This is a genomic window from Falsiroseomonas sp. (assembly GCF_051860665.1).
Classification (GTDB): Bacteria; Pseudomonadota; Alphaproteobacteria; order Acetobacterales; family Acetobacteraceae; genus Falsiroseomonas.
Map to the genome: position 1 here is coordinate 247,065 of NZ_JBHYDM010000003.1, position 22,072 is coordinate 269,136.

The window sequence follows — 22,072 nt, forward strand, 5'->3', positions numbered from 1 at the left end:
AGGAGCGAAGGTCGGGACCCTCGGACGGCTTGCGCGAAAGGGGCGGTTCCTGGGTCGAGCCGCCCTGGGGTGCCGGCGGGGGGGGGGGGTCAGCCCATCGCCGGCACGGCCCGCCCCGCGGCGAGCCGCAGGATGCGCGTCGGGCGTTCCACCCCCACCAGCCGGTGGACGATCAGGATCACGCTGCGCCCGGCGGTCGCCTCGCCCAGCGTCTCCAGGAAGGCACGCTCCGTCTCCGGGTCCAGCCCGGCCGCGGGCTCGTCCAGGATCAGCACCGGGGCCTCGGACAGCAGCGCGCGGGCCAGCACCAGGCGGCGCGCCTGGCCGCCGGAGAAGCGGGCGCCGGCCTCGCCGCAGCGCGTCGCCAGGCCTTCGGGCAGGCTGCGCACCACCTCCCCGATCCCGGCGCGGTCCAGCGCCTGCCATATCGCGACCTCCTCCGCCTCCGGCCGGCCGAGGCGGAGATTGGCCTCGATCGTGTCGTCGAAGAGGCGCGCATCCTGGGTCAGGCAGGCGATGCGCGAGCGCACGGCATCCGCCGGCAGGCTGGCGATCTCGACGCCGCCCAGCGTGATGCTGCCCGATCGCGGCGCGGCCAGCTTCAGCAGCAGGGAGGCGAGCGTGGACTTGCCGATGCCCGAGGGGCCGAGCAGCGCGATGCGCGCGCCTTCCGGCACATCGAGGTCCAGCCCCTCGAAGACCGGAGGGCCCTCCGGCGTCCAGGTGAAGTGCAGGTCGCGGATGCGGATGGCATGGCCCTTGGGCAGGGCTGCCGGCGCGACCGGTTCGGCCACGGGCGGGGCCTGGTCCGCGGCCTCGAACAGCCGGCGGGCGCTGGCACCCGCGGCGGCGAGGGCGGCGCCGGCGCGCGGCATCAGGCCCAGCGCCTCCCCGGCCGCGATGGCCAGGAACAGGCCGAGCACCGCGGCGGCGATGCCGGCCTCCCCCATCGCCAGCCCATAGGCCAGGGCGCCGAGCATGGCCGCCTGGCCGAGCAGGGCGCCGGCCGCGCCCCCCCAGGCGCCGCGCCGGGCCAGGGCCCGCTGCGCCTGGGCCAGCGCGGTGCCTTCGCGGGCCACCCGGGCGGCGGCGCGGGGCTCGGCGCCCGCGGCCAGCGTATCCTCGATGCCGGTCAGCGGATCCACCACGGCGGCGCGCAGCGCGCCCTGGCTTTCCGCCACGCGCTGCCCGGCGGCCGCCGCCCCCGGCGCCAGCAGCGGTGGCAGCAGCAGGGCCAGCGCCAGCGGCAGGGCCACCAGCGCCGCCAGCGAAGCGTCGATGGCGCCCAGGATCAGCGCGATGGCCAGCACCGCCGCCGCCCCCGCCACGCCCGGCACCAGGGCGCCGAGATAGACGCGGTCCAGCGCATCGATGTCGGACACCAGCCGCCCCAGCAGATCCCCCGCGCGGCGAAAACCAAGCCCGGCCGGCAGCCGCTCGGCGAGCCTGCGAAAGAACCAGATGCGGGTATCGGCCAGCGCGCGGAAGGTGGCGGCGTGGGTCACCAGGCGTTCGAGGTAGCGCAGCAGGGGGCGCAGGATGATGACCGGGCGCAGCCAGATCAGGGCTGCCGCGCCGCCGGTGAAGACCGCCGCCTGGGTCACGCCTTCCGCCACGCCGCGCCCGGCCAGGCCCAGCAGGGCGAGGCCCGCCAGCACCGCGCCGCAGGCCACCGCCATGCCGGCCAGCAGCCAGCCCGCCCGGCCCCGCCACAAACCCAGGACCCGCAGGAGATCAGCCGTCATTCGCCCGCCATCCGCTGGCCCTGCGCGCGCCCTGCCTCGATCTCCAGCACCCGCCCCAGCGCCCGCTGCGCGGCCCGGCTATGGCTGGCGATGATCGCGGTCCGCCCGGTGCAGAGGCGGCGCAGGCTGTCCAGCACATCGGCCTCGGTCCCCGGGTCCAGATGCGCCGTCGGCTCGTCCAGCAGCACCAGGGGCGTGTCGCGCAGGAAGGCCCGCGCGATGGCGACCCGCTGTGCCTGGCCGCCGGACAGGCCGAAGCCGCCCTCCCCCACCTGCGTCTCCAGCCCCTGCGGCAGGGTCTTGGCGAAATCCGTCACGCGGGCGGCGGTGGCGGCGGCCTCCACCTCGGCGGCCGTCGCCTCCGGCCGGGCCAGCGCGATGTTCTCGCGGATCGTGCCGCGGAACAGATGGGCGCGCTGGCCGACATAGGAGGAGAGGCGCCGCAGCTCGGCCGGCGCCAGCAGCGTGGCGTCCTGGCCATTGAGGGAAATGCGCCCCGAATCCGGCCGCCGGAAACCCATCAGCAGCCGCAGGATGGAGGATTTGCCGGCGCCCGAAGGTCCGGCCAGCACCAGCGTCTCACCCGGCAGCACCCGAAAGCTCAGGCCATCCAAGGCGGGCGCGCGGGTCGGGTCGTAGGTCAGGCGCACATCCTGGAAGCTGACCACCAGCTTGCCGGGCATCTCCTCCAGCTTCAGCCCGGCCTGCGCCTCGCCGTCCAGCAGCGGCGCCAGCTCGGCCGCCGCGCCGCGGGCGGAAAGGCGCTCGTGATAGGCCTGGGAGAAGGCGCGCAAGGGGGTGAACAGCGCCGGCACCAGCAGCAGGCAGAAGATCGCGCCCGCCGGGTCCGGATGGTTCTGGCCGAGCACCGCGCCGTGCCGGATGGCCAGGCAGGCGATGGCGCCTGCGGCCAGCGCCTCCATCGAGGCGGAGGAGAGGAAGGCCACCCGCAGCACCCGCATGGTGCGCTGGCGCAGATCCTCCGCCGCCCGGCCCAGCGCCTCCGCCTCGGCCTCCTGCCGCCGGAACAGCACCAGGGTGGGCAGGCCGCGCATGCGGTCCAGGAAGCGGCCGGACAGCAGATCCAGCGCGGCGAATTGCCGGCGGCTGGCCTGGGCGGCGCCGATGCCGGTCACCGCCATGGCGACCGGCACCAGAAGCGCGGCCACCAGCAGGATGGCGCCGCTGGTCGCATCCACGGCGAAGGCCGCGCCGGCGACAAGGATCGGGCCCGCGATGGCGAGGGCCGCCGCCGGCAGCCAGCGCGTCAGAAAGCCCTCCAGCGCCTCGATCCGGTCCACCACCAGCGCGGCACCCTCGCCGACGCCGCGCGGGTCCTCCGTCGCGCGGGCCAGCAGCCGGTCGAAGACGGTGGCGCGCAGGCGGGCCTTGGCGGCCTCCCCGGCCGCGAGCAGCGCGCGTTCCTGCGCCACGCCCAGCCCGGCCGAGACCAGCGCCAGGGCGGCGACAGCCCCGAGCGCCGGCCAGCCAGCGGCGCCGAAACCCAGCAGGGTGGCGATGAGGCCCGCGATCAGCCAGGCCTGGGCGATGCCGATGAGGATCTGCGCAAGGCCGAGCGCCACGGGCAGGCCCAGCCGGCCGCGTGCCGCACGCGCCTCGCGCTGCAGCAGCGCCGACGCCGCATCCCCCCCCTGTCTCGCCCTGGTCATGTCCCGGCGGAGAATAGGCCAGGGCGGCCCACCGGTCATCACCCCCCGGCGCTTCGGTTAACCAATCGGGCTTGCCCTGTGGTGCGAAAACCCCAACCTGCCGGCTTCCGCTGCCGGAGGCCCGCCATGCTGCCCACCCATGGACGCTACGACTATGCCGGCTGGTCCGGCCGGACGCCCTATGCCTGGCCCGGCGGCGCGGCGCTGGCCGTCTATCTCGGCGTCAACCTGGAGCATTTCGCCTTCGCCGAGGGGCTGGGCGCGGAGCTGGCGGCCGGCGGGCCGCAGCCGGATGTGCTGAACTTCGCCTGGCGGGACTACGGCAATCGCGTTGGCGCCTGGCGGCTGCTGGATCTGCTCGACGAATTGCGCCTGCCTGCCACGGTGCTGCTGAACAGCGCCATGTATGACTATGCGCCGGAGCTGGTGGCCGCGCATCGCGCCCGCGGCGATGAGATCGCAGGCCATGGCCGCACCAATTCCGAACGGCAATCGATCCTGCCGGAGGCCGAGGAAGCCGCGCTGATCGCCGAATCGACCGAGGCGATCCGCCGGCATGAGGGCCAGGCCCCGCGCGGCTGGCTCAGCCCCTGGATCGCCGAAAGCCGCACGACGCCCGATCTGCTGGCGGAGGCGGGCTATGCCTATTCCATGAACTGGTGCGCCGATGATGCCCCGATCTGGATGCGGACCCGCGCGGGAAAGCTGCTCGCCATGCCCTATCCGCAGGAGGTGAACGACATTCCCGCCATCGTCGGCCGCAAGGATGGCGCGGCGGCCTTTGCCGATATGATCCTGGACGATTTCCACGAGCGCCTGCACCAGGTGCGGGACGGGCTGCCGCAGGTGATGGGCATCGCGCTGCACCCCTATATCATCGGCCAGCCGCATCGCATGCGGCAGCTGCGCCGCGCGCTGGGCGAGATCGCGCAGCATCGCGACACCATCTGGATCACCACCGCCGGCGCCATTTTCGAACACGTGGCAGCCCTGCCGCCCGGCGTGGTGCCGGGTTCGGAGTATCCCGCATGAAGCGCGCCCTGGTTGCTGTCCTGCTGCTTCTCGGCGCCTGCGCCACCGCACCCGATCGGCCGCCGGTGGCGACGGTGCCGCAGGTGGATCTCGCCCGCTATGCCGGCACCTGGTTCGAGATTTCCCGCATTCCGAACAGCTTCCAGGACGGTCCGCGCGGCTGCACCCATACCACCGCCACCTATACCCCGCGGCCGGATGGCAGGGTGGGCGTGGTGAACCGGTGCCTGGACAATGCCGGTGCGCCGCGGCTGGCGGAGGGCGAGGCCTATGTCGTGGAGGGCAGCGGCAATGCGAAGCTGCGCGTCAGCTTCTTCTGGCCCTTCTACGGCGACTACTGGGTGATCGGGCTGGATCCCGGCTATCGCTGGGCCGTGGTGGGCGCGCCGGGGCGCGACTACCTCTGGATCCTGTCGCGCCGGCCGGCCCTTGCGCCGGGCTACTATGCCGAGGCCGTGGGCATCGCCGCCGCGCAGGGATTCGTCGTCAGCCGCCTGCAGACCACACCGCAGGAGGCGCCGTGATGTCCTGGTCCATCCCGCTCGGCCGCATCGCGGGCACCGAGATCCGGCTGCACCTGACCTTCCTGCTGCTGCTGGCCTGGATCGGCGTCGCGCATGGCCTGCAGGGCGGGCTGCCGGCGGCGGTGGAGGGCATCGTCTTCATCTGCCTGCTCTTCGGCTGCGTGCTGCTGCACGAATTCGGCCATGTCGCCGCCGCCCGCCGCTATGGCGTGCGCACACCGGACATCACCCTGCTGCCGATCGGGGGTGTCGCACGGCTGGAGCGAATTCCGGACAAGCCGGCGGAGGAGCTGGTGGTGGCGCTGGCCGGGCCGGCGGTGAATGTGGTGATCGCGCTGCTGCTGTTCCTGGCGCTCGGCGGCCTGCCGGCGATGGAGGCCGCGGCCAATCTGGAGAATCCCGCGCATGGCATGCTGGCGCGGCTGTTCTGGGTGAATGTGACGCTGGTGGTCTTCAACCTTCTGCCGGCCTTCCCCATGGATGGCGGCCGCGTGCTGCGGGCGCTGCTGGCCATGCGGCTGGGCGCACGGCGGGCGACGGAGATCGCCTCCGGCATCGGGCAGGTGCTGGCCTTCGGGCTGGGGCTGCTGGGCCTGCTGAACGGGGCGCCGCTGATGGTCTTCGTGGCGCTCTTCGTCTGGCTCGGCGCGCAGGCGGAGGCGCAGGCGGTGCAACTGCGCGAATTGTCCCGCGGCATGACGGCCGAGGACGCCATGATCACCCGCTTCGAGAGCCTGCCCGTGACGGCGCGCATCGCCGATGCGGCGGAACTGCTGATCCGCACCGCGCAGACCGATTTTCCGGTGGTGGACGGCGGCGGAAGGCTGCGCGGCATCCTGACCCGCAGCGACCTGGTCCGCGCCCTGCAGCAGGACGGACCGGATGCACCGGTGCTGGAGGCGATGCGGCGCGAGGTGCCGGTGGTGCCGCATCGCACGGCGCTGGAGGAGGCGCTGCGCGTGATGCAGGAGGCTGCGGGCCCGATCGGCGTGGTGGATTCGGGCGGCCGCCTGATCGGCGTGCTGACGCACGAGAACCTGGGCGAGATGCTGATGCTGGAGGCGGCGCGCGCGGGCCAGGCGGCGCGCGCCAGCTGATTGGTTCAGCCCAGTTCCAGGCTCATCCCGCCGAACAGCCGTTCGGCGCGGATCTGCGGCGCGGGGCCGGTGTACATGCGCGCGCACTCGAAGCCCGGCGTCAGGCCGAGACCCTCGGCCAGCGCCACGGCGGCGCGATGCGGCTCCGGCACATCGATGAAGACGGGGCCTTCCGGCACGCGGGCGATCAGCGCGGCGGCCAGGGCCTGCGCCACCTCCGGCGTCTCGGCGGTCAGCGGGCCGATCTTGTGGCCCTCCCGCGCCGGGCGGATCACGCCGAAGCCGGTGACCGCGCCATCCGAGACATGCGCCAGCGCCACATGGCCGGGCTGGGCGATCCAGGCGCGCAGATAGGCTTCCCGAGTTGCCGGGAAGACGCTGCGATCCAGCGCGGAAAGTGCGGCGAAGGGGACGTCCCCGGCCGGCACGATGCCCTGCGCCGGCACGGGCGGGCGAGCGGGCAGGCCGCCGAAGCGGATGGTGTTCCAGGCGAGCCGGAATCCGGATTTGCGGTAGTTCGCCTGCTGCGCCACCACGCCATCCAGGCCGATCAGCCTACCTTCCAGCTGCGCCATGGCCGCGCGCCACACGGCCATGCCATGCCCCTGCCCGCGCAGCTCCGGCCGCGCGATGTAGAAGCCGATGAAGCCGAAATCCGTCCCATACCGCGTGGCGGAGATGACGCTGAGCAGCGCGCCGTCTTCCTCCATGGCCAGGAACAGGCCCGGGTCCTGGATGAGGAAGCAGGGCAGGTCCGAAAGGCCGGGATTCCAGCCCTCGGCGGCGGCCCATTCGACGGCGGTCGCGGCCTGCGCCGCGCTCAGGGTGATGAGGCGTGCCATGTCAGTGCATGATGTCCCCGCCATTCGGCGACAGCGTGGCGCCGACGAAGAAGTCGCCCCCCGGTGAGGAGGCCAGCAGCAGCGCGGCGGCGGCGATCTCCTCCGGCTGGCCGACGCGGCCGATGGGCAGCTTCGCGCCGGTGCGCTCCGCCCATTCCGCACCGAGCTGCGCCGTGAGGTCGGTGGCGACCGGCCCCGGCGCGATGGCATTGACCAGGATGCCCTTGGGCGCGCCCTCATGCCCCAGCGCGCGGGTCATGCCGATCAGCGCCGCCTTGGCGGTGCAATAGGGCACGATATTCGCCGCGCCCTTCAGGCCGAGCTGGCTGGCCGTGGTGATGATGCGGCCGCGGCCGCGCGCGGCCATGCCGTCCCAAACCGCCTGGGCGGCGAAGAAGCTGGCTTTCACATGCACGTTCATCACCCGGTCGAACATGTCTTCCGTGATGGTCTCGATGGGGCCGCGGATGTTCAGGCCGGCATTGTTCACCAGGATGTCGCAGGGGCCAAGTTTTTGCTCCGCCTCGGTGATGAAGGCGCGGAGCGCGGGCAGGTCCGCGACATCGACGGAGGCGGCGAAGGCGCGGCGCCCGAGGGCCTCGATCTGCGCGATGACGGGGGCGGCGCCTTCGGCGTCATTCAGGTGGCAGAAGGCGATATCGGCGCCTTCGCGGGCAAACAGCAGCGCGATGGCCCGCCCGATGCCGCGGCTGCCGCCGGTGATGACCGCCACCTGGCCGTCCAACTGTCCACTCATGCCAAGAGTCTCCGCATTGCGGCGCCAAACTGGTCCCGAATGGCCATGGCGTCGATATGCCGCCCGGCCTCCACCACCGCGCGGCCGCCGACGATGACGGTGCGGACGGGGTTGGACTGGCCGCTGAAGACCCAGGCGTCGAGCAGCGCATCCCCCTCTCGCCCCAGCAGGGTGGGGTGCTGCGAGTCGAGCTCGACGAGATCGGCGCGCATCCCCGGCGCGAGGGCGCCGATCCGCCGCCCGCTGGCCTGGGCGCCGCCGGCCAGGGCGGCATCCAGCAGGGTGCGGCCGGGATGCGGGTTCTGGTCGGCGGTGGCGATGGAGCGGGCATTGTCGCGCAGGCGCTGGCTGGTCTCCAGCTGGCGCAACTCCTCGCGCGGCGCGGTGCCGACATGGCTGTCCGTGCCGACGCCGAAGCGGCCACCGGCGGCGAGAAAGTCGGGTAGCGCGAAGATGCCGTCGCCGAGCGAGGCCTCCGTCGTCGGGCAGAGGCCGGCGACGGCGCCACTGCGCGCCAGGCCCGTGATCTCGGCGGCCTCCATATGCGTCGCGTGGATCAGCACCCAGCGCGCATCGAGCGGCGCATGGTCCAGCAGCCACTGCACCGGCCGCGCGCCGGTGGCGGCCAGGCATTCCGCGACTTCCTTCGGCTGTTCGGCGGCGTGGATATGGATGGGGCCGGCGAAATCCTGGATCGCGCGCAGCATCTCGGGCGTGACGGCTCGCAGCGAATGCGGGGCGAGGCCGAGTGCCATCTGCGGGTCGTCGCCGATGGCGGCGCGCGTGGCCTCCACGATGGCGAAGAAGCCGTCGAGATCGTTCAGGAAGCGCCGCTGCCCCTCATGCGGCGCCACGCCGAAGATGCCGCCGTGGCGGTAGAGCGAGGGCAGCATGGTGAGCCCGAGGCCCGTCCGCCGCGCAGCTGCGATGTTTCGCCGTGCCATTTCCGCACGGTCCGCATAGGGCGTGCCGTCCGGCTGGTGGTGCAGGTAATGAAACTCGCACAAACTCGAAAAACCGTGCTCCAGAAGCTCGACGTGGAGCTGCGCGGCGACGGCCTCGGCATCCTCGGGCGCGAAACGGCCGACGAAGCGGTACATGGTCTCGCGCCAGGTCCAGAAACTGTCCTGGCCCATCGGGCTGCGGCGTTCGGCGCCACCGGCCATGGCGCGCTGGAAGGCGTGGGAGTGCAGGTTCGGGACGCCTGGCACGACGGCGCCGGTAAGCCGGCGGGTGGTTCCCAGCGGCGCGGCATCGGCGGTGACGGCGGTGATGAAGCCGGCGGCATCGGCCTCGATCAGCACGTCCCGCGCCCAGCCCTGCGGCAGCAGCGCGGCGCTGGCTAGGAAGGTCTTGGTCATGCGTCCCGTATTCCTGGTTGCGGCGCCTCGCGCAATGGGCGGGAGCGGCCGGTGAAGGCGTGGCGGTCGCCGGGATAGGTCAAGCGGACGGCGGTGACAGCCTCCTCGCCGCGAAAGCTGCGGCGGTCCAGCACCAGGCAGGCGGCGCCCGGCGCGATGCCGAGCCGGCCGGCGGTGTCCGCATCCGCCGCGATGGCGCTGATGCGATGCTCGGCCTCCGTCCAGGGCACGCGGTCCAGCAGCCAGGAGCCGGGCGGCGTTTTCTCGAATCTCTCGGCGCGCGCTTCGGGGACGGCGTGCAGGCTGATGAGGCGGTCCTCCAGCGCCATGGCCAGGCCGCCGGCCTCGTGCCGCACCACCAGCGCCAGCACGCGGGCGCCGCGCGGCAGGGCGCCCAGCCGGGCGCGATCCTCGGCCGTGGCGGCCCGCAGCGCGCGGGACAGCACGGCGTGGCGATGGCCGGGGCCGATAGTGGCGCGGAGGTCAGGAATGCCGAGCAGCGCCTCCTCCGCCCGCGGTGCGGCCACGAAGCTGCCGGCCTTGCGGCGGCGCACCACAAGGCCGGCCGCCACAAGATCGGCCAGCGCCCGGCTCGCCGTCATCCGCGCCACGCCGTGTTCCGCGACCAGTTCGACCTCGGAGGGCAGCTTGTCGCCCGGGCGGAGCGCGCCGGAGAGGATGCGCGCCTCGATCTCGGCGCGGATGGCGGCGTGACGGGTCATGCGATTATGTCTAGACATAATCTTTGTCAGCCGCAATGCTGGATGAAAGCCCCGGAGAGCCTCGATGTCCGATCCGCGCCGCCGCAACGCCCCCGCCATCCGCAGCCCGCGCGGGTTGGAGCTGAGCTGCCGCCACTGGACCACGGAGGCGGCGATGCGGATGCTGATGAACAACCTCGACGACGAGGTGGCGGAGAAGCCGGGCGAGCTGGTGGTCTATGGCGGCATCGGCCGCGCCGCGCGCGACTGGGACAGTTTTGAGCGCATCGTCGCCACGCTGAAGCGGCTGGAGGAAGACCAGACGCTGCTGGTGCAGTCGGGAAAACCGGTCGGCGTGTTCCGCACGCATAGCGACGCGCCGCGGGTGCTGATCGCGAACTCCAACCTGGTGCCGCGCTGGGCCACCTGGGAGCATTTCTCCGAGCTCGATCGCAAGGGGCTGATGATGTACGGCCAGATGACGGCCGGGTCCTGGATCTATATCGGCAGCCAGGGGATCGTGCAGGGCACCTACGAGACCTTCGCGGAGGCCGGGCGTCAGCATTTTGGCGGGGACCTCGCGGGCCGCTGGATTCTCACCGGGGGTTTGGGCGGCATGGGCGGTGCGCAGCCGCTGGCCGGCGTCTTTGCCGGCGCCTGCGTGCTGGCGGTGGAATGCCAGCCCTCCTCCATCGAGAAGCGGCTGGAGACGAATTATCTCGATCATCGCGCGGATGATCTGGACACGGCTTTGGCGATGATCCGCGCGGCCTGTGCGGACCGCCGTGCCATCAGCGTCGGCCTGCTTGGCAATGCGGCCGAGGTCTTTCCCGAGCTGGTGCGGCGCGGCGTGGTGCCGGACATCGTCACCGACCAGACCAGCGCGCATGACCCGGCCAATGGCTACCTGCCCGCGGGCTGGTCGCTGGAAAAGTGGGCCGCGATGCGGGAGAGCGATCCCGCCGCCGTCGCGGTGGCGGCCAAACATTCGATGGTGGCGCATGTGCAGGCGATGCTGGATTTCCAGAGCCGCGGCGCCGTGGTGATGGATTACGGCAACAACATCCGGCAGATGGCGAAGGAGGAAGGTCTTGCGAAGGCCTTCGACTTCCCGGGCTTCGTGCCCGCCTATATCCGGCCTCTCTTCTGCCGCGGCGTCGGGCCGTTCCGCTGGGCCGCGCTCTCGGGCGATCCCGAGGATATCCGGCGCACCGATGCCAAGGTGAAGGCGCTGATCCCGGATGACCGGCACCTGCACAACTGGCTCGACATGGCGCAGCAGCGAATCGCCTTCCAGGGACTGCCGGCGCGGATCTGCTGGGTGGGTCTGGGGCAGCGTGATCGGCTCGGCCTCGCCTTCAACGAGATGGTGGCGCGCGGCGAGATCGGGCCCATCGTCATCGGGCGCGACCACCTGGATTCCGGCTCCGTCGCCTCGCCGAACCGGGAGACGGAGGCGATGCGCGATGGATCGGATGCCGTCTCCGACTGGCCTTTGCTCAACGCATTGCTGAACACGGCCTCCGGCGCGACCTGGGTCTCGCTGCATCACGGCGGCGGCGTCGGCATGGGATTCTCGCAGCACGCCGGCATGGTGATCGTGGCGGATGGCACGGAAGCGGCGGCGCGGCGGCTGGCGCGCGTGCTGTGGAACGACCCGGCGACGGGCGTGATGCGCCATGCCGATGCGGGCTATGAGGAGGCGCTGGATTGCGCCCGCGAAAAGTGCCTCGACCTGCCGGGAATCCTGCGATGATCGACCTCGCCACGCTGCGCGCCGTGATGGCGGGCGCGCCCTTCGAACTGCCAAGTGGCTGGCGCGAGGCCACCGAACAGGGCGCGGCCGTGCTCGCCGCGCGGCTGACCGAGGATGGCCCGATCTATGGCGTGAACACGGGTTTCGGGAAGCTCGCTTCCACCCGCATCGCGCCCGAAAAACTGGCGCAGCTTCAGCTGAACCTTCTGCGCAGCCACGCGGCCGGCACCGGCGCGCCGCTGCCCGCGCCGGTGGTGCGGCTGGTGCTGGCGCTGAAGGCGCTGTCGCTGTCCCGCGGCGCCTCCGGCGTGCGCGTCGCGGTGGTCGAATCGCTGCTCGCGCTGCTGGCGGCGGATGCGCTGCCGGTCATTCCATCCAAAGGCTCGGTCGGCGCTTCGGGCGACCTGGCACCGCTGGCGCATCTCGCGCTGGTGCTGGTCGGCGAAGGCGAGGTTTTTGTGAATGGCGCGCGCCGGCCAGGCGCCGAGGCGGGGATCGCGCCGCTGACGCTCGGGCCGAAGGAGGGGCTGGCGCTGCTGAACGGCACGCAGGTCTCCACCGCCATCGCGCTTACAAACCTGTTTGCGGCCCAGGATCTTCTGCATACTTCGCTGGTGGCCGGCGCGCTCAGCGTCGATGCGGCGCGCGGCTCCGACACCCCCTTTGATGCGCGCATCCATGCGCTGCGCGGCCAGCCCGGCCAGATCCGCTGCGCCGCCGCGCTGCGCGGGCTGATGGCCGGCAGCGCCATCCGCGACAGCCACCGGGAGGGTGATACGCGGGTGCAGGACCCCTATTCCCTGCGCTGCCAGCCGCAGGTCGCCGGCGCCTGCCTCGACCTGCTGGACCATGCCGCGGCGGTCCTGCAACGCGAGGCCAATGCGGTCACCGACAATCCCCTGGTCATGGCCGATGGCGACATCCTGTCGGGCGGCAATTTCCACGCGGAGCCGGTGGCCTTCGCCGCCGATTCCATCGCCCTGACACTCGCGGAACTCGGCGCCATCAGCGAACGCCGCATCGCCCTGCTGGTGGACCCCGTGACCAGTGGCCTGCCGGCCTTCCTGGTGGCGGAGGGCGGGCTGCATTCCGGCTTCATGATCGCCCAGGTCACCGCCGCCGCGCTGGTCGCGGAGAACCGGGCGCTCGCCACGCCGCGCAGCGTCGACAGCCTGCCCACCAGCGCGAACCAGGAGGACCATGTCAGCATGGCCACCGGCGCCGCGCTGCGGCTGGGCGAGATGGCGGAAAATCTGTCTTCCATCCTCTCCATCGAATTGCTGTGTGCGGCGCAGGGGCTGGAGTTTCATCGGCCGCTGACGACCTCGCCGCCGCTCCAGGCCGCGCAGGCCCTGGTGCGCGGCGTCGCGGCGCCCTGGGATGCCGACAGGTTCATGGCGCCCGATATGGAAGCCGTGCGCCGGCTGGTGCAGGCTGGCGCCTTCGCCGCGCTGGTGGAGTTGCCCGCATGATCTTCGACCGCGTCTGGCTGGACGCGAATCTCTGCACCCTGGTGCCGCGGGATGGCGACCCGCTCGGCGTCATCGCGGATGGCGCCATCGCGTCGAAGGATGGCCGCATCGCCTGGGTCGGCAAGCGCGAGGACCTGCCGGCCACGGCGGCGGAAACGCGGCATTGCGACGGCGCCTGGATCCTGCCCGGGCTGATCGACTGCCACACCCACCTGGTCTTCGCCGGCGATCGCGCCCGCGAATTCGAGATGCGGCTGGACGGCGCCAGCTACGAGGCCATCGCCAAGGCTGGAGGCGGCATCCTCTCCACCGTCCGCGCCACGCGGGAGGCCTCCGAGGAGGCGCTGGTGACCTCCGCCCTGCCCCGCCTCGACCAGCTGCTGGCGGAAGGCGTCACCACCATCGAGGTGAAGTCGGGCTATGGCCTCGATCTCGCAACCGAGGCCCGCATGCTGCGCGCAGCCCGCCGCCTGCCGGCGCTGCGGGACGTCTCGCTGCAGACCAGCTTCCTGGGCGCCCATGCCACCCCGCCGGAATTTGCCGGCCGCACCGCGGATTTCGCGCGCCATGTGGCGGAGGAGATGATCCCCGCCATCGCGGCCGAGGGCCTGGCCGATGCGGTGGACGCCTTCACCGATAGCGCCATCGGTTTTTCGGCCGAGCAGACCGCCTGGGTCTTCGACGCCGCCCGCCGCGCCGGGCTGCGCACCAAGCTGCATGCGGACCAGCTGCGCGACGATGGCGGCGCCGCACTCGCCGCGCGCTACGGCGCGCTCTCCGCCGACCACATCGAATATGCGAACTCGGAAGGCCTCGCGGCCATGGCCGCCGCCGGCACCGTCGGCGTGCTGCTGCCCGGTGCCTTCTATTTCATCCGCGAAATCCATTTTCCGGACATCGCCGCGATGCGCGCGGCGGGGCTGCGCATCGCGCTGGCCACCGACCTCAACCCTGGCTCCTGCCCCGCCCCCTCCCTGCTGCTGATGCTGAACATGGGCTGCACCCTGTTCCGGCTGACGGTCGCCGAAGCCCTGGCCGGCGTCACCACCCATGCCGCCGCCGCGCTGGGCCTGGCCGATCGCGGCGCCCTCGCCCCCGGCCTGCGCTGCGACCTGGCGATATACGGCATCTCCCGCCCCGCCGAACTCTGCTACTGGATCGGCCGCAACCCCTGCCTCGGCCGCGTGGTGGCCGGGCGATGAACACCGCCGCCATGCAGGACCGGGTGCGGGCCGGCGTGCCGCTGGCCGGCGCCTGGGGGATCGAGGTGCTGTCCTTCGGCGAGGGGCTCGCGACCCTGCGCCTGCCGGCGAAGGACGACCTCTTGCGGCCCGGCGGCACCGTCTCCGGCCCCGCGCTGATGGGCCTGGCCGATGTCGCCATGTGGGTCGCGCTGCTCTCCCTGACCGAGGGGCGGGATGAGAGCCTGACGGCGAGCCTCACCATCACCTTTCTCCGCCCGCCCCCCGCCACCGCCGTGCTGGCGGAAGCCCGGGTCATCAAGCGCGGCCGGACGCTCTCCTATGGCGAGGTGACCCTGCGGGCGGAGGGGGCGGCGGAGCCCTGCGCCCATGTGACGACCAGCTGGGCCAGCCTGGCCCGGCGCTGATCGCCCAGGCTTGAGGCGGGCTGTCTCGGTTTCGTCTTGAAATCGTCAGAAAGCGGGACCAGCATCTTATCCAGAGGCCCGGGTCCCTCTGGCGGCGTTCCCCCCGGTTCCCGCGATGTCGGGCCTCCCCAACCGCCGCGCCCCCGCGCAGCGACGGATAGTGGAGGCTGAGGGCGTCATGGATGGTGGGTTCGGCGCGTCGGGCGGTGTGCTCAGGCTGCGTCTGGTGGAGCGGTTGACGGATCTGGAGCGGCTGATCGCCGCCGAAAGGGCGCGCTCCGCCCCGGATGAGGCGCTGATCCGCCGGCTGAGCCGCGAAAAGCTGCTGGCCAAGGATCGGGTGGCCGCCCTCGGCGGCTGTGCCATGCCGCGCTGGGCGCGGGAGGATGCGGCGCCCTAGACCCGCCGGCCGGTGAAAAGCACGGCGATCAGCATGGCGCCGACCGCCACCACCACGCCGGCCAGCTTCGCCAGGCCCAGCGGCTCCCCCAGGATCAGCACGGACATCAGCACCGCGGCCACCGGCACCATGGTGGTCAGGCAGGCGGTGCGCGTCGCGCCCATCAGCTCCCCCGCCCGGGCATAGAGCGTGGTGGCGATGGCGGAGGAGAGAACGCCCTGGGCAAAGCCCTGCAGCAGGTTGGACTGCCAGGGCATATCGGGCACCACGCCGCCGCCCAGCCAGAGCCAGGGCGGCAGCAGCACCAGGGCGGAGAGGATGCACATGGCCGCATTGCCGGCCAGCGCCGGAATCCGCCAGCGCCGCAGCAGCACGGTGAAGGCGCCCCAGACCGTGCCCGCGCCGACCAGGATGAGGTCGCCGCGCCAGGCGCCCGGATGGCTACCCGAAATGCCGTCCCAGCCGATCAGCAGGATGCCGCAGACGATGAAGCCGAGCGCGATGGCCCGCCCCCGCGTCGGCCTCTCGCCCAGCAGCGGCACGGCCAGCACGGCGCCCATGACGGCGGCGGTGATGGGCGCGACCGTGCCGCCGTGGCTTGCGGGCGCGTAGACAAGGCCCCAGCCGAAGAGCAGCGCATTGGCCGCGCCGCCGGTGGCGACCAGCCCCATCAGCTTCGGCGGGCCGATCGCGGCCAGCACCCGCCGCGCCCGCCAGGCGAAGGGCAGCAGCACCAGCGCCGCCGCGCCATAGCGCAGGACGGCGAGATCCAGCGGCGAATAGCCGGCCACCGTGCCGCTGCGGGTCACCACCGCCTGGCCACCCCAGGTCAGCGCCGCGGCCAGGCCGAAGCACAGGCCGATCAGGACATTCCGGTTCACGCGTGCTGGGGGGAGGAGATCACACCCTCACCCTACCCGCACCCTCGCCCCCTTCCCAGGGGCGGGCCGGGTCAGGCGGCGTGCACCTCGTTCACATCCTGGCCGAAGCGGTCGAAGCCGACGCCGTAGCAATGGATGGAAATGGCGGTGCGGCAGGAAAGATTGGCCAGGCGGTGAATCAGGCCGGGATCGGCCGGGCCGTGGCTGCCCTGGCCCGGGTTCAGCAGCTGCGTGCTGAGCGGCTGCGGCAGGTCGCCTTCGGCCTCGGGCGGCGCGTAATAGGTCTCGGTCAGCGTGCCCTGGTGGACGGCGAAGGCGCACCAGGTCTTGTGGCCATGCACCGGGGACATCTGGCCCGGCCGCCAGACCAGCGCGACCACGGCATAGCCTGCTTCCTCGTCGCTCTGCAGCAGGTGGCGGATGTAGCGGTCCGGGCAGCAGGGGCAGTCCATGCCCTCCAGCAGCGCCGGATCGGCGGCGAAGGCCGCGATGGCGGCGGCGACGGCGCGCGGGCGCTCCACCAAAGGCTGCCGCGCGGCGGCCGCGATGCCGGCCAGCATGGTCTCGCGCGGGGTGCGGGTGCGGATGAAGGTCATGGGCTCGGGTTTTCCTCGACGAGCGGAGACTACACCGCGATTTTTTCTTCGCGCAACGAGGAAAGAGAGTGTCCTTCCAAAAAAGCCGCTCACGGCAGCCCCTTCATCCTGCGCGCGCCGCCCCCTTTGCGGCCGGGCGGGGGTGGCTATGCTGTGGGATACAAGTCCGGAGATCCCCGCCATGCTTCGCCGCAGCCTGCTCGCCGCCGCCCTGCTCGCCCCACCCCTCGCCGCCCCCGCCCTCGGCCAGGCCGCCCGCCGGCCGCTGCGCCTGGTGGTGCCCTTCCCGGCTGGCGGCACGGCGGATCTGCTGGGCCGGCTGGCCGCGCGGGAGATCGAGCAGGCGCTCGGCGCGCCCGTGGTGGTGGACAACCGCGCCGGCGCCGGCGGCGCCATCGGATCGGACGCCGTGGCCCGCGGCCCGGCGGAGGGCGTGATCCTGCTCTCCAATATCGCCAGCCAGGCGATCGGGCCGGCGGTCAATCGCAGCGTGCCCTACAACCCGGTCACGGATTTCCGCCACATCGCCCTGGTCGCCGCCGTGCCTTCCGCCATCGCGGTGGCCGCCGATGGGCCGATCCGCAGCATGGCGGACCTCGTCGCACGGGCGAAGGCGCAGGCGGGCGCGGTGCGCTTCGGCTCCACCGGCATCGGCACCTCCTCCCATGTGAAGCTGGAACTGCTGAAGCGGGCGGCCGGGGTCGATATCACCCATGTCCCCTATCGCGGCAGCGCCCCGGCCACGGCGGATGTCATCGGCGGCCAGGTGGAGGGGCTGATCGCGGCGGTGCCCGATATCGGCAACAACGACCGGCTGCGCCTGCTGGCCATCACCCTGCCGGAGCGCGCGGCGCGCTGGCCGGATGTGCCGAGCGTGGTGGAGGCCGGCTTCCCCGACCTGGTCGCCACCAACTGGTTCGGCCTTTCGGGCCCCGCCGCCATGCCCGCCGACCAGGCCGCCGAGATCAACCGCGCGGTCGTCGCCGGGCTGAACACGCCGGCGCTGGTCGAGCGCCTGGCGAGCCTCGGCGCGCCGCCCAACCGGATGACCCCGGCCGAGTACAGCGAGATGGTCTCCAGCGAGGTCACCCGCTGGGCCGAGATCGCCCGCAGCGCGCAGATCCGCGTCGAATGAGCGGCGCCGAGACGACGGCGGAGCTGGAGGCGCGCCTGGCCGAGGTGCGCGCCAAGCGCGGCTATCTGCTGCCGCATCACGGGCTGATGGCGCTGGCCTTTCCGAAGCTGCTGGAAGGCTACGACGCCGCCTATACCGCCCTTGCCCTGGACGACCGGGTGCTGAGCCACCACGACCGCGAATTCGTCTGGATTGCGGTGCTGGCCGCGACCGATGAGGCGCTGGCGACGCATCACATCACCAAATTCCGCGCGGCCGGCGGCACGGATGCGATGATCGGTGCCGCCTTTGCTTCAGCCGCCTTCGCCATCGGGGCGGAGGCCTTCGACTTCGCCGCGCGCGACTGGGGCCGGCAGCTGGCGCCCTTCGATCCCCAGGCGAGCTATGTGACGACGCTGCGGATCGTGGCGCCGGCCGCGCCCATCCGCCTGGTGCATCTGGCGGGGCTGGCCGTGCAGGTCTGCCGCGCCCGCTGGCGGCCCTTCGCCTGGCACCTGGCCGCCGCCTATGCGGATGGGGTGGAGGAGGAGGCGATGGCGGAGGCGATCAGCCTGGCCATGTTCCCCGGCAGCGTGCCGCGCTTCGTCGAGGCCTGTGGCCATTGGCGCGCGCTGATCGCCGACGGCACGCTGCCCGCCAGCCCCCGCTTCCGCGCCTGGGCGGCGCTGACCGGCCAGGGCGGGCATGACGAGGCGACGGGGGTGGCGCCGGGCTAGAGCCGCGCCAGCACGGCCTCGCCCATCGCCTCCGTGCCCAGCACCGCCTCGCCCGGCAAGGCGATGTCGGCGCAACGCGCGCCGGCATCCAGCGCGGCGGTCACCGCCGCCTCCACCTCCCGCGCCGCCGCCTCCGCCCCCGCGGACCAGCGCAGCAGCAGGGCGACGGAGAGGATGGCGGCGAGCGGATTCGCCACGCCCTTGCCGGCGATATCCGGCGCGGAGCCATGCACCGGCTCATAGAGCGCGCGCCGCCTGCCATCCGGCCGCGGCGCCGAAAGGCTGCCGCTGGGCAGCATGCCGAGGCTGCCGGCCAGGCCCGCCGCGGCATCCGACAGCAGGTCGCCGAACAGATTGTCGGTCAGGATCACGTCGAAGCGCTGCGGGTCGCGGTTCAGCATCAGGGCGCAGGTATCGGCCAGCATATGGTCCATCCGCACGTCGCGGAATTCGTCGTGATGCAGCGCCGTCACCACCTGGCGCCACAGCGCCCCGGCCTCCATCACATTGGCCTTGTCGACGCTGGTCAGCACGCCGCGCCGGCCGCGGGCGAGGGCGAAGGCGAAGCGCGCGGCGCGGATGATCTGGTCCTCGTCGTAGATATGCGTGTTGACGCCGCGCCGCCTTCCATCCGCGTCACGCTCGATGCCGCGCGGCTCCCCGTAATAGACGCCGCCCGACAATTCGCGCACGAAGACCAGGTCCACCCCCGCCAGCGTCCGCGGCTTGAAGGGGGAGACGGCGTCCAGCGCGCGCTCCGTCCGCACCGGCCGCAGATTGGCGAAAAGGCCGAGCCGCCGGCGCAGCGACAGCAGGCCGCCGCGGGCGCGTTCCTCGGCCGGCATTGCGCCGCGGCCCAGGCTGTCCACCGCGCCGAACAGCACCGCATCGGCGCGATCCACCGCGGCATGCGTCTCGGCCGGCATCAGGCTGCCGGTGGCGCGCCAGGTGGCATTGCCATAGGGCTGCTCCTCGATGGTCAGGGGCAGTTCGTGCTTCGCCTGCATCCGGCGCAGCACCCGCAGCGCCTGCGCCGTGACCTCGGGCCCGATGCCGTCCCCGCCGAGGACCAGGACATGCAACGGCGGGCGGGCGGGCTTGGTCATGCGGCGAAACTCCCGGAACTTGGTTGGCCCGCATGGCGCCGCCCTGCGCCCTTCGCGTCAAGCCCGTGACCCGTCTTTGGTGCTGTCGCTGCGGCTTTGCCTTGGCGCGGGGCGGCGTGGCAGTCTGCGCGCCAATGGAACCAGCCTCCCCCTCCGCTTCGCCCGAAGCCCGGCCCGCCGTCCTGGTGCTGGGCATGCACCGCTCCGGCACCTCCGCCCTCACCCGCGTGCTGTCGCTGCACGGGCTTTCGCTGCCGGCACGGGTGATGAACCCGGCCCGGGACAATCCGCGCGGCTTCTGGGAATCGGCGGAGGTCGCGGCGCTCAACGACCGCATCCTGGCCGCCGCCGGCAGCCGCTACGACGACCCGCACCCGCTGCCGGAGGGCCTGCTGCCGGAGCCCGCGCGCGAGGAGTTCATCGCGGAGGCCCTGGCGATGCTGGCCACCGAATTCCCCGGCACCGCGCCCTTCGTGCTGAAGGATCCGCGCATCTGCCGCCTGCTCGCGGTCTGGCTGCCGGCGCTTTCCCGCTTCGGCGCCGCGCCGCTTGCCCTGCTGCCGGTGCGCAACCCGCTGGAGGTCGCCCGCTCCCTGGAGGTGCGGGAGGCCATGCCGAAGCGGCAGGCGCTTGGCCTCTGGCTCTCGCATGTGCTGGCAGCCGAGCGCGACAGCCGCGGCCTGCCGCGCGCCGTGCTGCATTACGACGATCTGCTGCGCGACTGGCGCGGCCTCCTCGCCCATCTCGGCGTGCCGGTGCGGCGGGAGCGGGCGCTGGAGACGATCGCCTTCCTGACCCCCGCGCTGCGCCACCATGAGGCGGAGACCGAGACGCTGCTGCGCGACCCGGAGGTGCCGGCCGCCGTGAAGCGCGTCTATGCCGAGCTGCGCCGCGCGCCCGCGGAGACCGGGCTGGACCCCGAGCCCTTCGACGCCGCCGCCGCCTGGCTGGCCAGGGCCGGCACCTGAATCCACCCCCTTGCGGAACGGGTGCGCCCCCCCGCATTCTGCCCGCCACGAAAAGCCGGCCGGCCAAGGCGCGGCGCAGAATGGGAGGGGTTCCGATGACCAGCCTGATCACCCGGCGCATCGCGCTGGCCGCAGCCGCCGGCGCGCTCGCGGCACCGCATGTCGCCCGGGCGCAGACGCGCTACAAGCCGGAATACAAGCTCTCCGTCGTCGGCAACCGCACCATCCCCCTGGCGGACGGCGCCTTCCGCTGGGCGGAGCTGGTGACCGAACGCTCCGGCGGACGGATCAATGTGAAGGTCTATCCGGGCAGCCAGCTGGTCGGCGGCGACCAGACGCGCGAACTGGTGGCGATGCGCCAGGGCGTGATCGACTTCGCGGTCTTCTCCACCATCAACATCTCGCCGCAGATCCGGGAGATGAACATCTTCTCCCTGCCCTTCCTGCTGCAGGACAGCCGCGGCTTCGATGCCATCATCAAGGGCCCGATCGGCGCCGAGCTGTTCCGCACCCTGGAGCAGCGGGACGTGCAGCCGGTGGCCTGGGGCGAGAACGGGTTTCGCGAGATCTCCAACAGCCGCAAGGCGATCCGCACGCCGGAGGATCTGCGCGGCATGAAGATCCGCTTCGCCGCCGGCGCCATCTTCTCCGAGATCTTCACGGCGCTCGGCGCGAACCCCGTCCAGATGTCCTTCGCCGACCTGCAGCCGGCGCTCTCCACCGGCGCGGTGGATGGGCAGGAGAACCCGGTGAACCTCTTCCTCGGCTTCCGCATGGACACGCTGGCGCAGCGCCACCTGACCATCTGGAACTACGTGGCCGATGCCGGGATCTTCCTGCTGACCAAGCCGGTGCTGGCCAGCTTCTCGGCCGAGGACCAGGCGCTGGTGCGGGACTGCGCGCAGCAGGCGGCGCAGGAACAGATCGCCGCCAGCCGCAAGGGGCTGGGCGCCGATGGCGACCGCAGCTCGCTCGATGAACTGGCGCGGCGCAACGTGACGGTCACCATCCTGTCGGACGCGGAAAAGCAGGCCTTCGCCCGCGCCACGCGCCCGGTCTACGACAAATACGCGCAGACCGTCGGCGCCGATCTGGTGCGCCGCGCCGAAGCCGCCGTTTCCGGCGCGCGGGCCTGATGGATCGCCGGCGCGGCGGCGCTGACCCCGCCGCGCCCGCCTGCGGGATGCCCCGATGACCGAGCACGCCGATATCCAGGCCCCTGGCCTGCAACTGGGGGAAGCGCCGCCGCGCATTCCGGTGACGATCGAGGGCGCGATCGGCGCCGCCATCATGGGCATCCTCGCACTGATCACCTTCGGCAATGTGGTGGTGCGCTACTTCACCAATGTCTCCTTCGCCTTCACCGAGGAATATTCGGTGGCGCTGATGGTGGTGATGGCCTTCGTCGGCGCCGCCGCCGCCTTCGGCAACGACCGCCACATCCGCATGACCTTCTTCACCGAACGCCTGCCGGTGAAGCTGGCGCGGCTGGTGGAACAGGCGGTGCTGGCCTCCTGCCTGCTGATCTTCGGCTTCATCGCCTGGTACGGCGCCTGGTACACCTGGGACGAATACCGCTTCGAGGTGCTCTCGCCGGGCCTCGGCGTGCCCTCCTGGTATTACACGGTCTGGATGCCGCTGCTCTCGGCCGTGATCTGCCTGCGCATCCTGGGCCGCATGCTGCGCGTGGCGAGGGCGCGCTAG

At 72.4% G+C, this 22,072-nt stretch carries 22 protein-coding genes; 13 read left to right on the forward strand and 9 right to left on the reverse strand.

The window, feature by feature from the left end:
• Positions 1 to 89: 89 nt before the first annotated feature.
• Together cydC and cydD are read right to left on the reverse strand one after the other, a co-directional pair.
• Complete coding sequence (gene cydC / locus ACTIF1_RS04610; protein WP_439595203.1) at positions 90 to 1,745, reverse strand: thiol reductant ABC exporter subunit CydC; 1,656 nt, start codon at positions 1,743 to 1,745, stop codon at positions 90 to 92.
• Positions 1,742 to 3,415: a thiol reductant ABC exporter subunit CydD gene (gene cydD / locus ACTIF1_RS04615; protein ID WP_439595204.1), complete on the reverse strand. Its 1,674-nt coding sequence runs from the start codon at positions 3,413 to 3,415 to the stop codon at positions 1,742 to 1,744. The genes cydC and cydD overlap by 4 nt, the downstream gene beginning before the upstream one ends.
• A 126-nt stretch (positions 3,416 to 3,541) precedes the next feature.
• On the opposite strand from cydD, the gene ACTIF1_RS04620 reads away from it, so the two are divergent.
• The 3 genes from ACTIF1_RS04620 to ACTIF1_RS04630 are packed head-to-tail and all read left to right on the forward strand — an operon-like array spanning position 3,542 to position 6,068.
• Positions 3,542 to 4,447, forward strand: coding sequence for a polysaccharide deacetylase family protein (locus ACTIF1_RS04620; RefSeq protein ID WP_439595205.1), 906 nt, complete (start codon positions 3,542 to 3,544; stop codon positions 4,445 to 4,447).
• The gene (locus tag ACTIF1_RS04625; RefSeq protein WP_439595206.1) at positions 4,444 to 4,971 is read left to right on the forward strand and encodes a lipocalin family protein; all 528 of its coding nucleotides are present in this window, start codon (positions 4,444 to 4,446) and stop codon (positions 4,969 to 4,971) included. Before ACTIF1_RS04620 ends, ACTIF1_RS04625 begins: the two co-directional genes overlap by 4 nt.
• Positions 4,971 to 6,068, forward strand: a complete 1,098-nt coding sequence (locus ACTIF1_RS04630; RefSeq protein ID WP_439595207.1) for a site-2 protease family protein — start codon at positions 4,971 to 4,973, stop codon at positions 6,066 to 6,068. The genes ACTIF1_RS04625 and ACTIF1_RS04630 overlap by 1 nt, the downstream gene beginning before the upstream one ends.
• Before the next feature lie 5 nt (positions 6,069 to 6,073).
• On the opposite strand, the gene ACTIF1_RS04635 is transcribed toward ACTIF1_RS04630, so the two are convergent.
• From ACTIF1_RS04635 to ACTIF1_RS04650, 4 genes are read right to left on the reverse strand one after another with little or no spacing between them, the layout of a single operon-like run.
• Positions 6,074 to 6,910 carry a GNAT family N-acetyltransferase gene (locus ACTIF1_RS04635; protein WP_439595208.1) on the reverse strand — a complete coding sequence of 279 codons (837 nt, stop codon included), beginning with the start codon at positions 6,908 to 6,910 and terminating at the stop codon, positions 6,074 to 6,076.
• A 1-nt stretch (position 6,911) separates the two neighbouring features.
• Positions 6,912 to 7,667, reverse strand: a complete 756-nt coding sequence (locus ACTIF1_RS04640; protein WP_439595209.1) for an SDR family NAD(P)-dependent oxidoreductase — start codon at positions 7,665 to 7,667, stop codon at positions 6,912 to 6,914.
• Positions 7,664 to 9,028, reverse strand: coding sequence for a formimidoylglutamate deiminase (locus ACTIF1_RS04645; RefSeq protein ID WP_439595210.1), 1,365 nt, complete (start codon positions 9,026 to 9,028; stop codon positions 7,664 to 7,666). The genes ACTIF1_RS04640 and ACTIF1_RS04645 overlap by 4 nt, the downstream gene beginning before the upstream one ends.
• Complete coding sequence (locus tag ACTIF1_RS04650; protein ID WP_439595211.1) at positions 9,025 to 9,750, reverse strand: UTRA domain-containing protein; 726 nt, start codon at positions 9,748 to 9,750, stop codon at positions 9,025 to 9,027. Before ACTIF1_RS04650 ends, ACTIF1_RS04645 begins: the two co-directional genes overlap by 4 nt.
• 64 nt (positions 9,751 to 9,814) lie before the next feature.
• Here ACTIF1_RS04650 and hutU point away from each other — a divergent pair, with 64 nt between their 5' ends.
• From hutU to ACTIF1_RS04675, 5 genes are all read left to right on the forward strand, one after another.
• Positions 9,815 to 11,485 (forward strand): urocanate hydratase, encoded by a 1,671-nt coding sequence (gene hutU / locus ACTIF1_RS04655; protein ID WP_439595212.1) that lies wholly within the window; start codon positions 9,815 to 9,817, stop codon positions 11,483 to 11,485.
• The gene (gene hutH / locus ACTIF1_RS04660) at positions 11,482 to 12,957 is read left to right on the forward strand and encodes a histidine ammonia-lyase (protein ID WP_439595213.1); all 1,476 of its coding nucleotides are present in this window, start codon (positions 11,482 to 11,484) and stop codon (positions 12,955 to 12,957) included. Before hutU ends, hutH begins: the two co-directional genes overlap by 4 nt.
• A complete protein-coding gene (gene hutI, locus ACTIF1_RS04665) occupies positions 12,954 to 14,159 on the forward strand; it encodes an imidazolonepropionase (protein ID WP_439595214.1) in 1,206 nt (401 codons plus the stop codon). The genes hutH and hutI overlap by 4 nt, the downstream gene beginning before the upstream one ends.
• Complete coding sequence (locus ACTIF1_RS04670; protein WP_439595215.1) at positions 14,156 to 14,566, forward strand: PaaI family thioesterase; 411 nt, start codon at positions 14,156 to 14,158, stop codon at positions 14,564 to 14,566. Before hutI ends, ACTIF1_RS04670 begins: the two co-directional genes overlap by 4 nt.
• A 178-nt stretch (positions 14,567 to 14,744) precedes the next feature.
• Entirely contained in the window at positions 14,745 to 14,966 is a 222-nt protein-coding gene (locus ACTIF1_RS04675; protein WP_439595216.1) for a YdcH family protein, read from the forward strand.
• Here the strand turns inward: ACTIF1_RS04675 and ACTIF1_RS04680 are convergent.
• Both ACTIF1_RS04680 and ACTIF1_RS04685 read right to left on the reverse strand, forming a co-directional pair.
• Positions 14,963 to 15,847, reverse strand: a complete 885-nt coding sequence (locus tag ACTIF1_RS04680) for a DMT family transporter (RefSeq protein ID WP_439595217.1) — start codon at positions 15,845 to 15,847, stop codon at positions 14,963 to 14,965. The genes ACTIF1_RS04675 and ACTIF1_RS04680 overlap by 4 nt on opposite strands.
• Before the next feature lie 71 nt (positions 15,848 to 15,918).
• Positions 15,919 to 16,443, reverse strand: a complete 525-nt coding sequence (locus ACTIF1_RS04685) for a cysteine dioxygenase (protein WP_439595218.1) — start codon at positions 16,441 to 16,443, stop codon at positions 15,919 to 15,921.
• Between the two features lie 181 nt (positions 16,444 to 16,624).
• On the opposite strand from ACTIF1_RS04685, the gene ACTIF1_RS04690 reads away from it, so the two are divergent.
• Complete coding sequence (locus ACTIF1_RS04690) at positions 16,625 to 17,578, forward strand: Bug family tripartite tricarboxylate transporter substrate binding protein (RefSeq protein WP_439595219.1); 954 nt, start codon at positions 16,625 to 16,627, stop codon at positions 17,576 to 17,578.
• Positions 17,575 to 18,294, forward strand: a complete 720-nt coding sequence (locus ACTIF1_RS04695) for a carboxymuconolactone decarboxylase family protein (protein WP_439595220.1) — start codon at positions 17,575 to 17,577, stop codon at positions 18,292 to 18,294. Before ACTIF1_RS04690 ends, ACTIF1_RS04695 begins: the two co-directional genes overlap by 4 nt.
• On the opposite strand, the gene leuB is transcribed toward ACTIF1_RS04695, so the two are convergent.
• The gene (gene leuB / locus ACTIF1_RS04700; protein ID WP_439595221.1) at positions 18,291 to 19,400 is read right to left on the reverse strand and encodes a 3-isopropylmalate dehydrogenase; all 1,110 of its coding nucleotides are present in this window, start codon (positions 19,398 to 19,400) and stop codon (positions 18,291 to 18,293) included. The two genes, ACTIF1_RS04695 and leuB, sit on opposite strands and share 4 nt — an antisense overlap.
• Positions 19,401 to 19,534: 134 nt before the next feature.
• Here leuB and ACTIF1_RS04705 point away from each other — a divergent pair, with 134 nt between their 5' ends.
• From ACTIF1_RS04705 to ACTIF1_RS04715, 3 genes are all read left to right on the forward strand, one after another.
• Positions 19,535 to 20,368: a sulfotransferase family protein gene (locus tag ACTIF1_RS04705; protein ID WP_439595222.1), complete on the forward strand. Its 834-nt coding sequence runs from the start codon at positions 19,535 to 19,537 to the stop codon at positions 20,366 to 20,368.
• A gap of 95 nt (positions 20,369 to 20,463) precedes the next feature.
• Entirely contained in the window at positions 20,464 to 21,504 is a 1,041-nt protein-coding gene (gene dctP / locus ACTIF1_RS04710; RefSeq protein ID WP_439595223.1) for a TRAP transporter substrate-binding protein DctP, read from the forward strand.
• 55 nt (positions 21,505 to 21,559) lie between these two features.
• Positions 21,560 to 22,072 carry a TRAP transporter small permease gene (locus ACTIF1_RS04715; RefSeq protein WP_439595224.1) on the forward strand — a complete coding sequence of 171 codons (513 nt, stop codon included), beginning with the start codon at positions 21,560 to 21,562 and terminating at the stop codon, positions 22,070 to 22,072.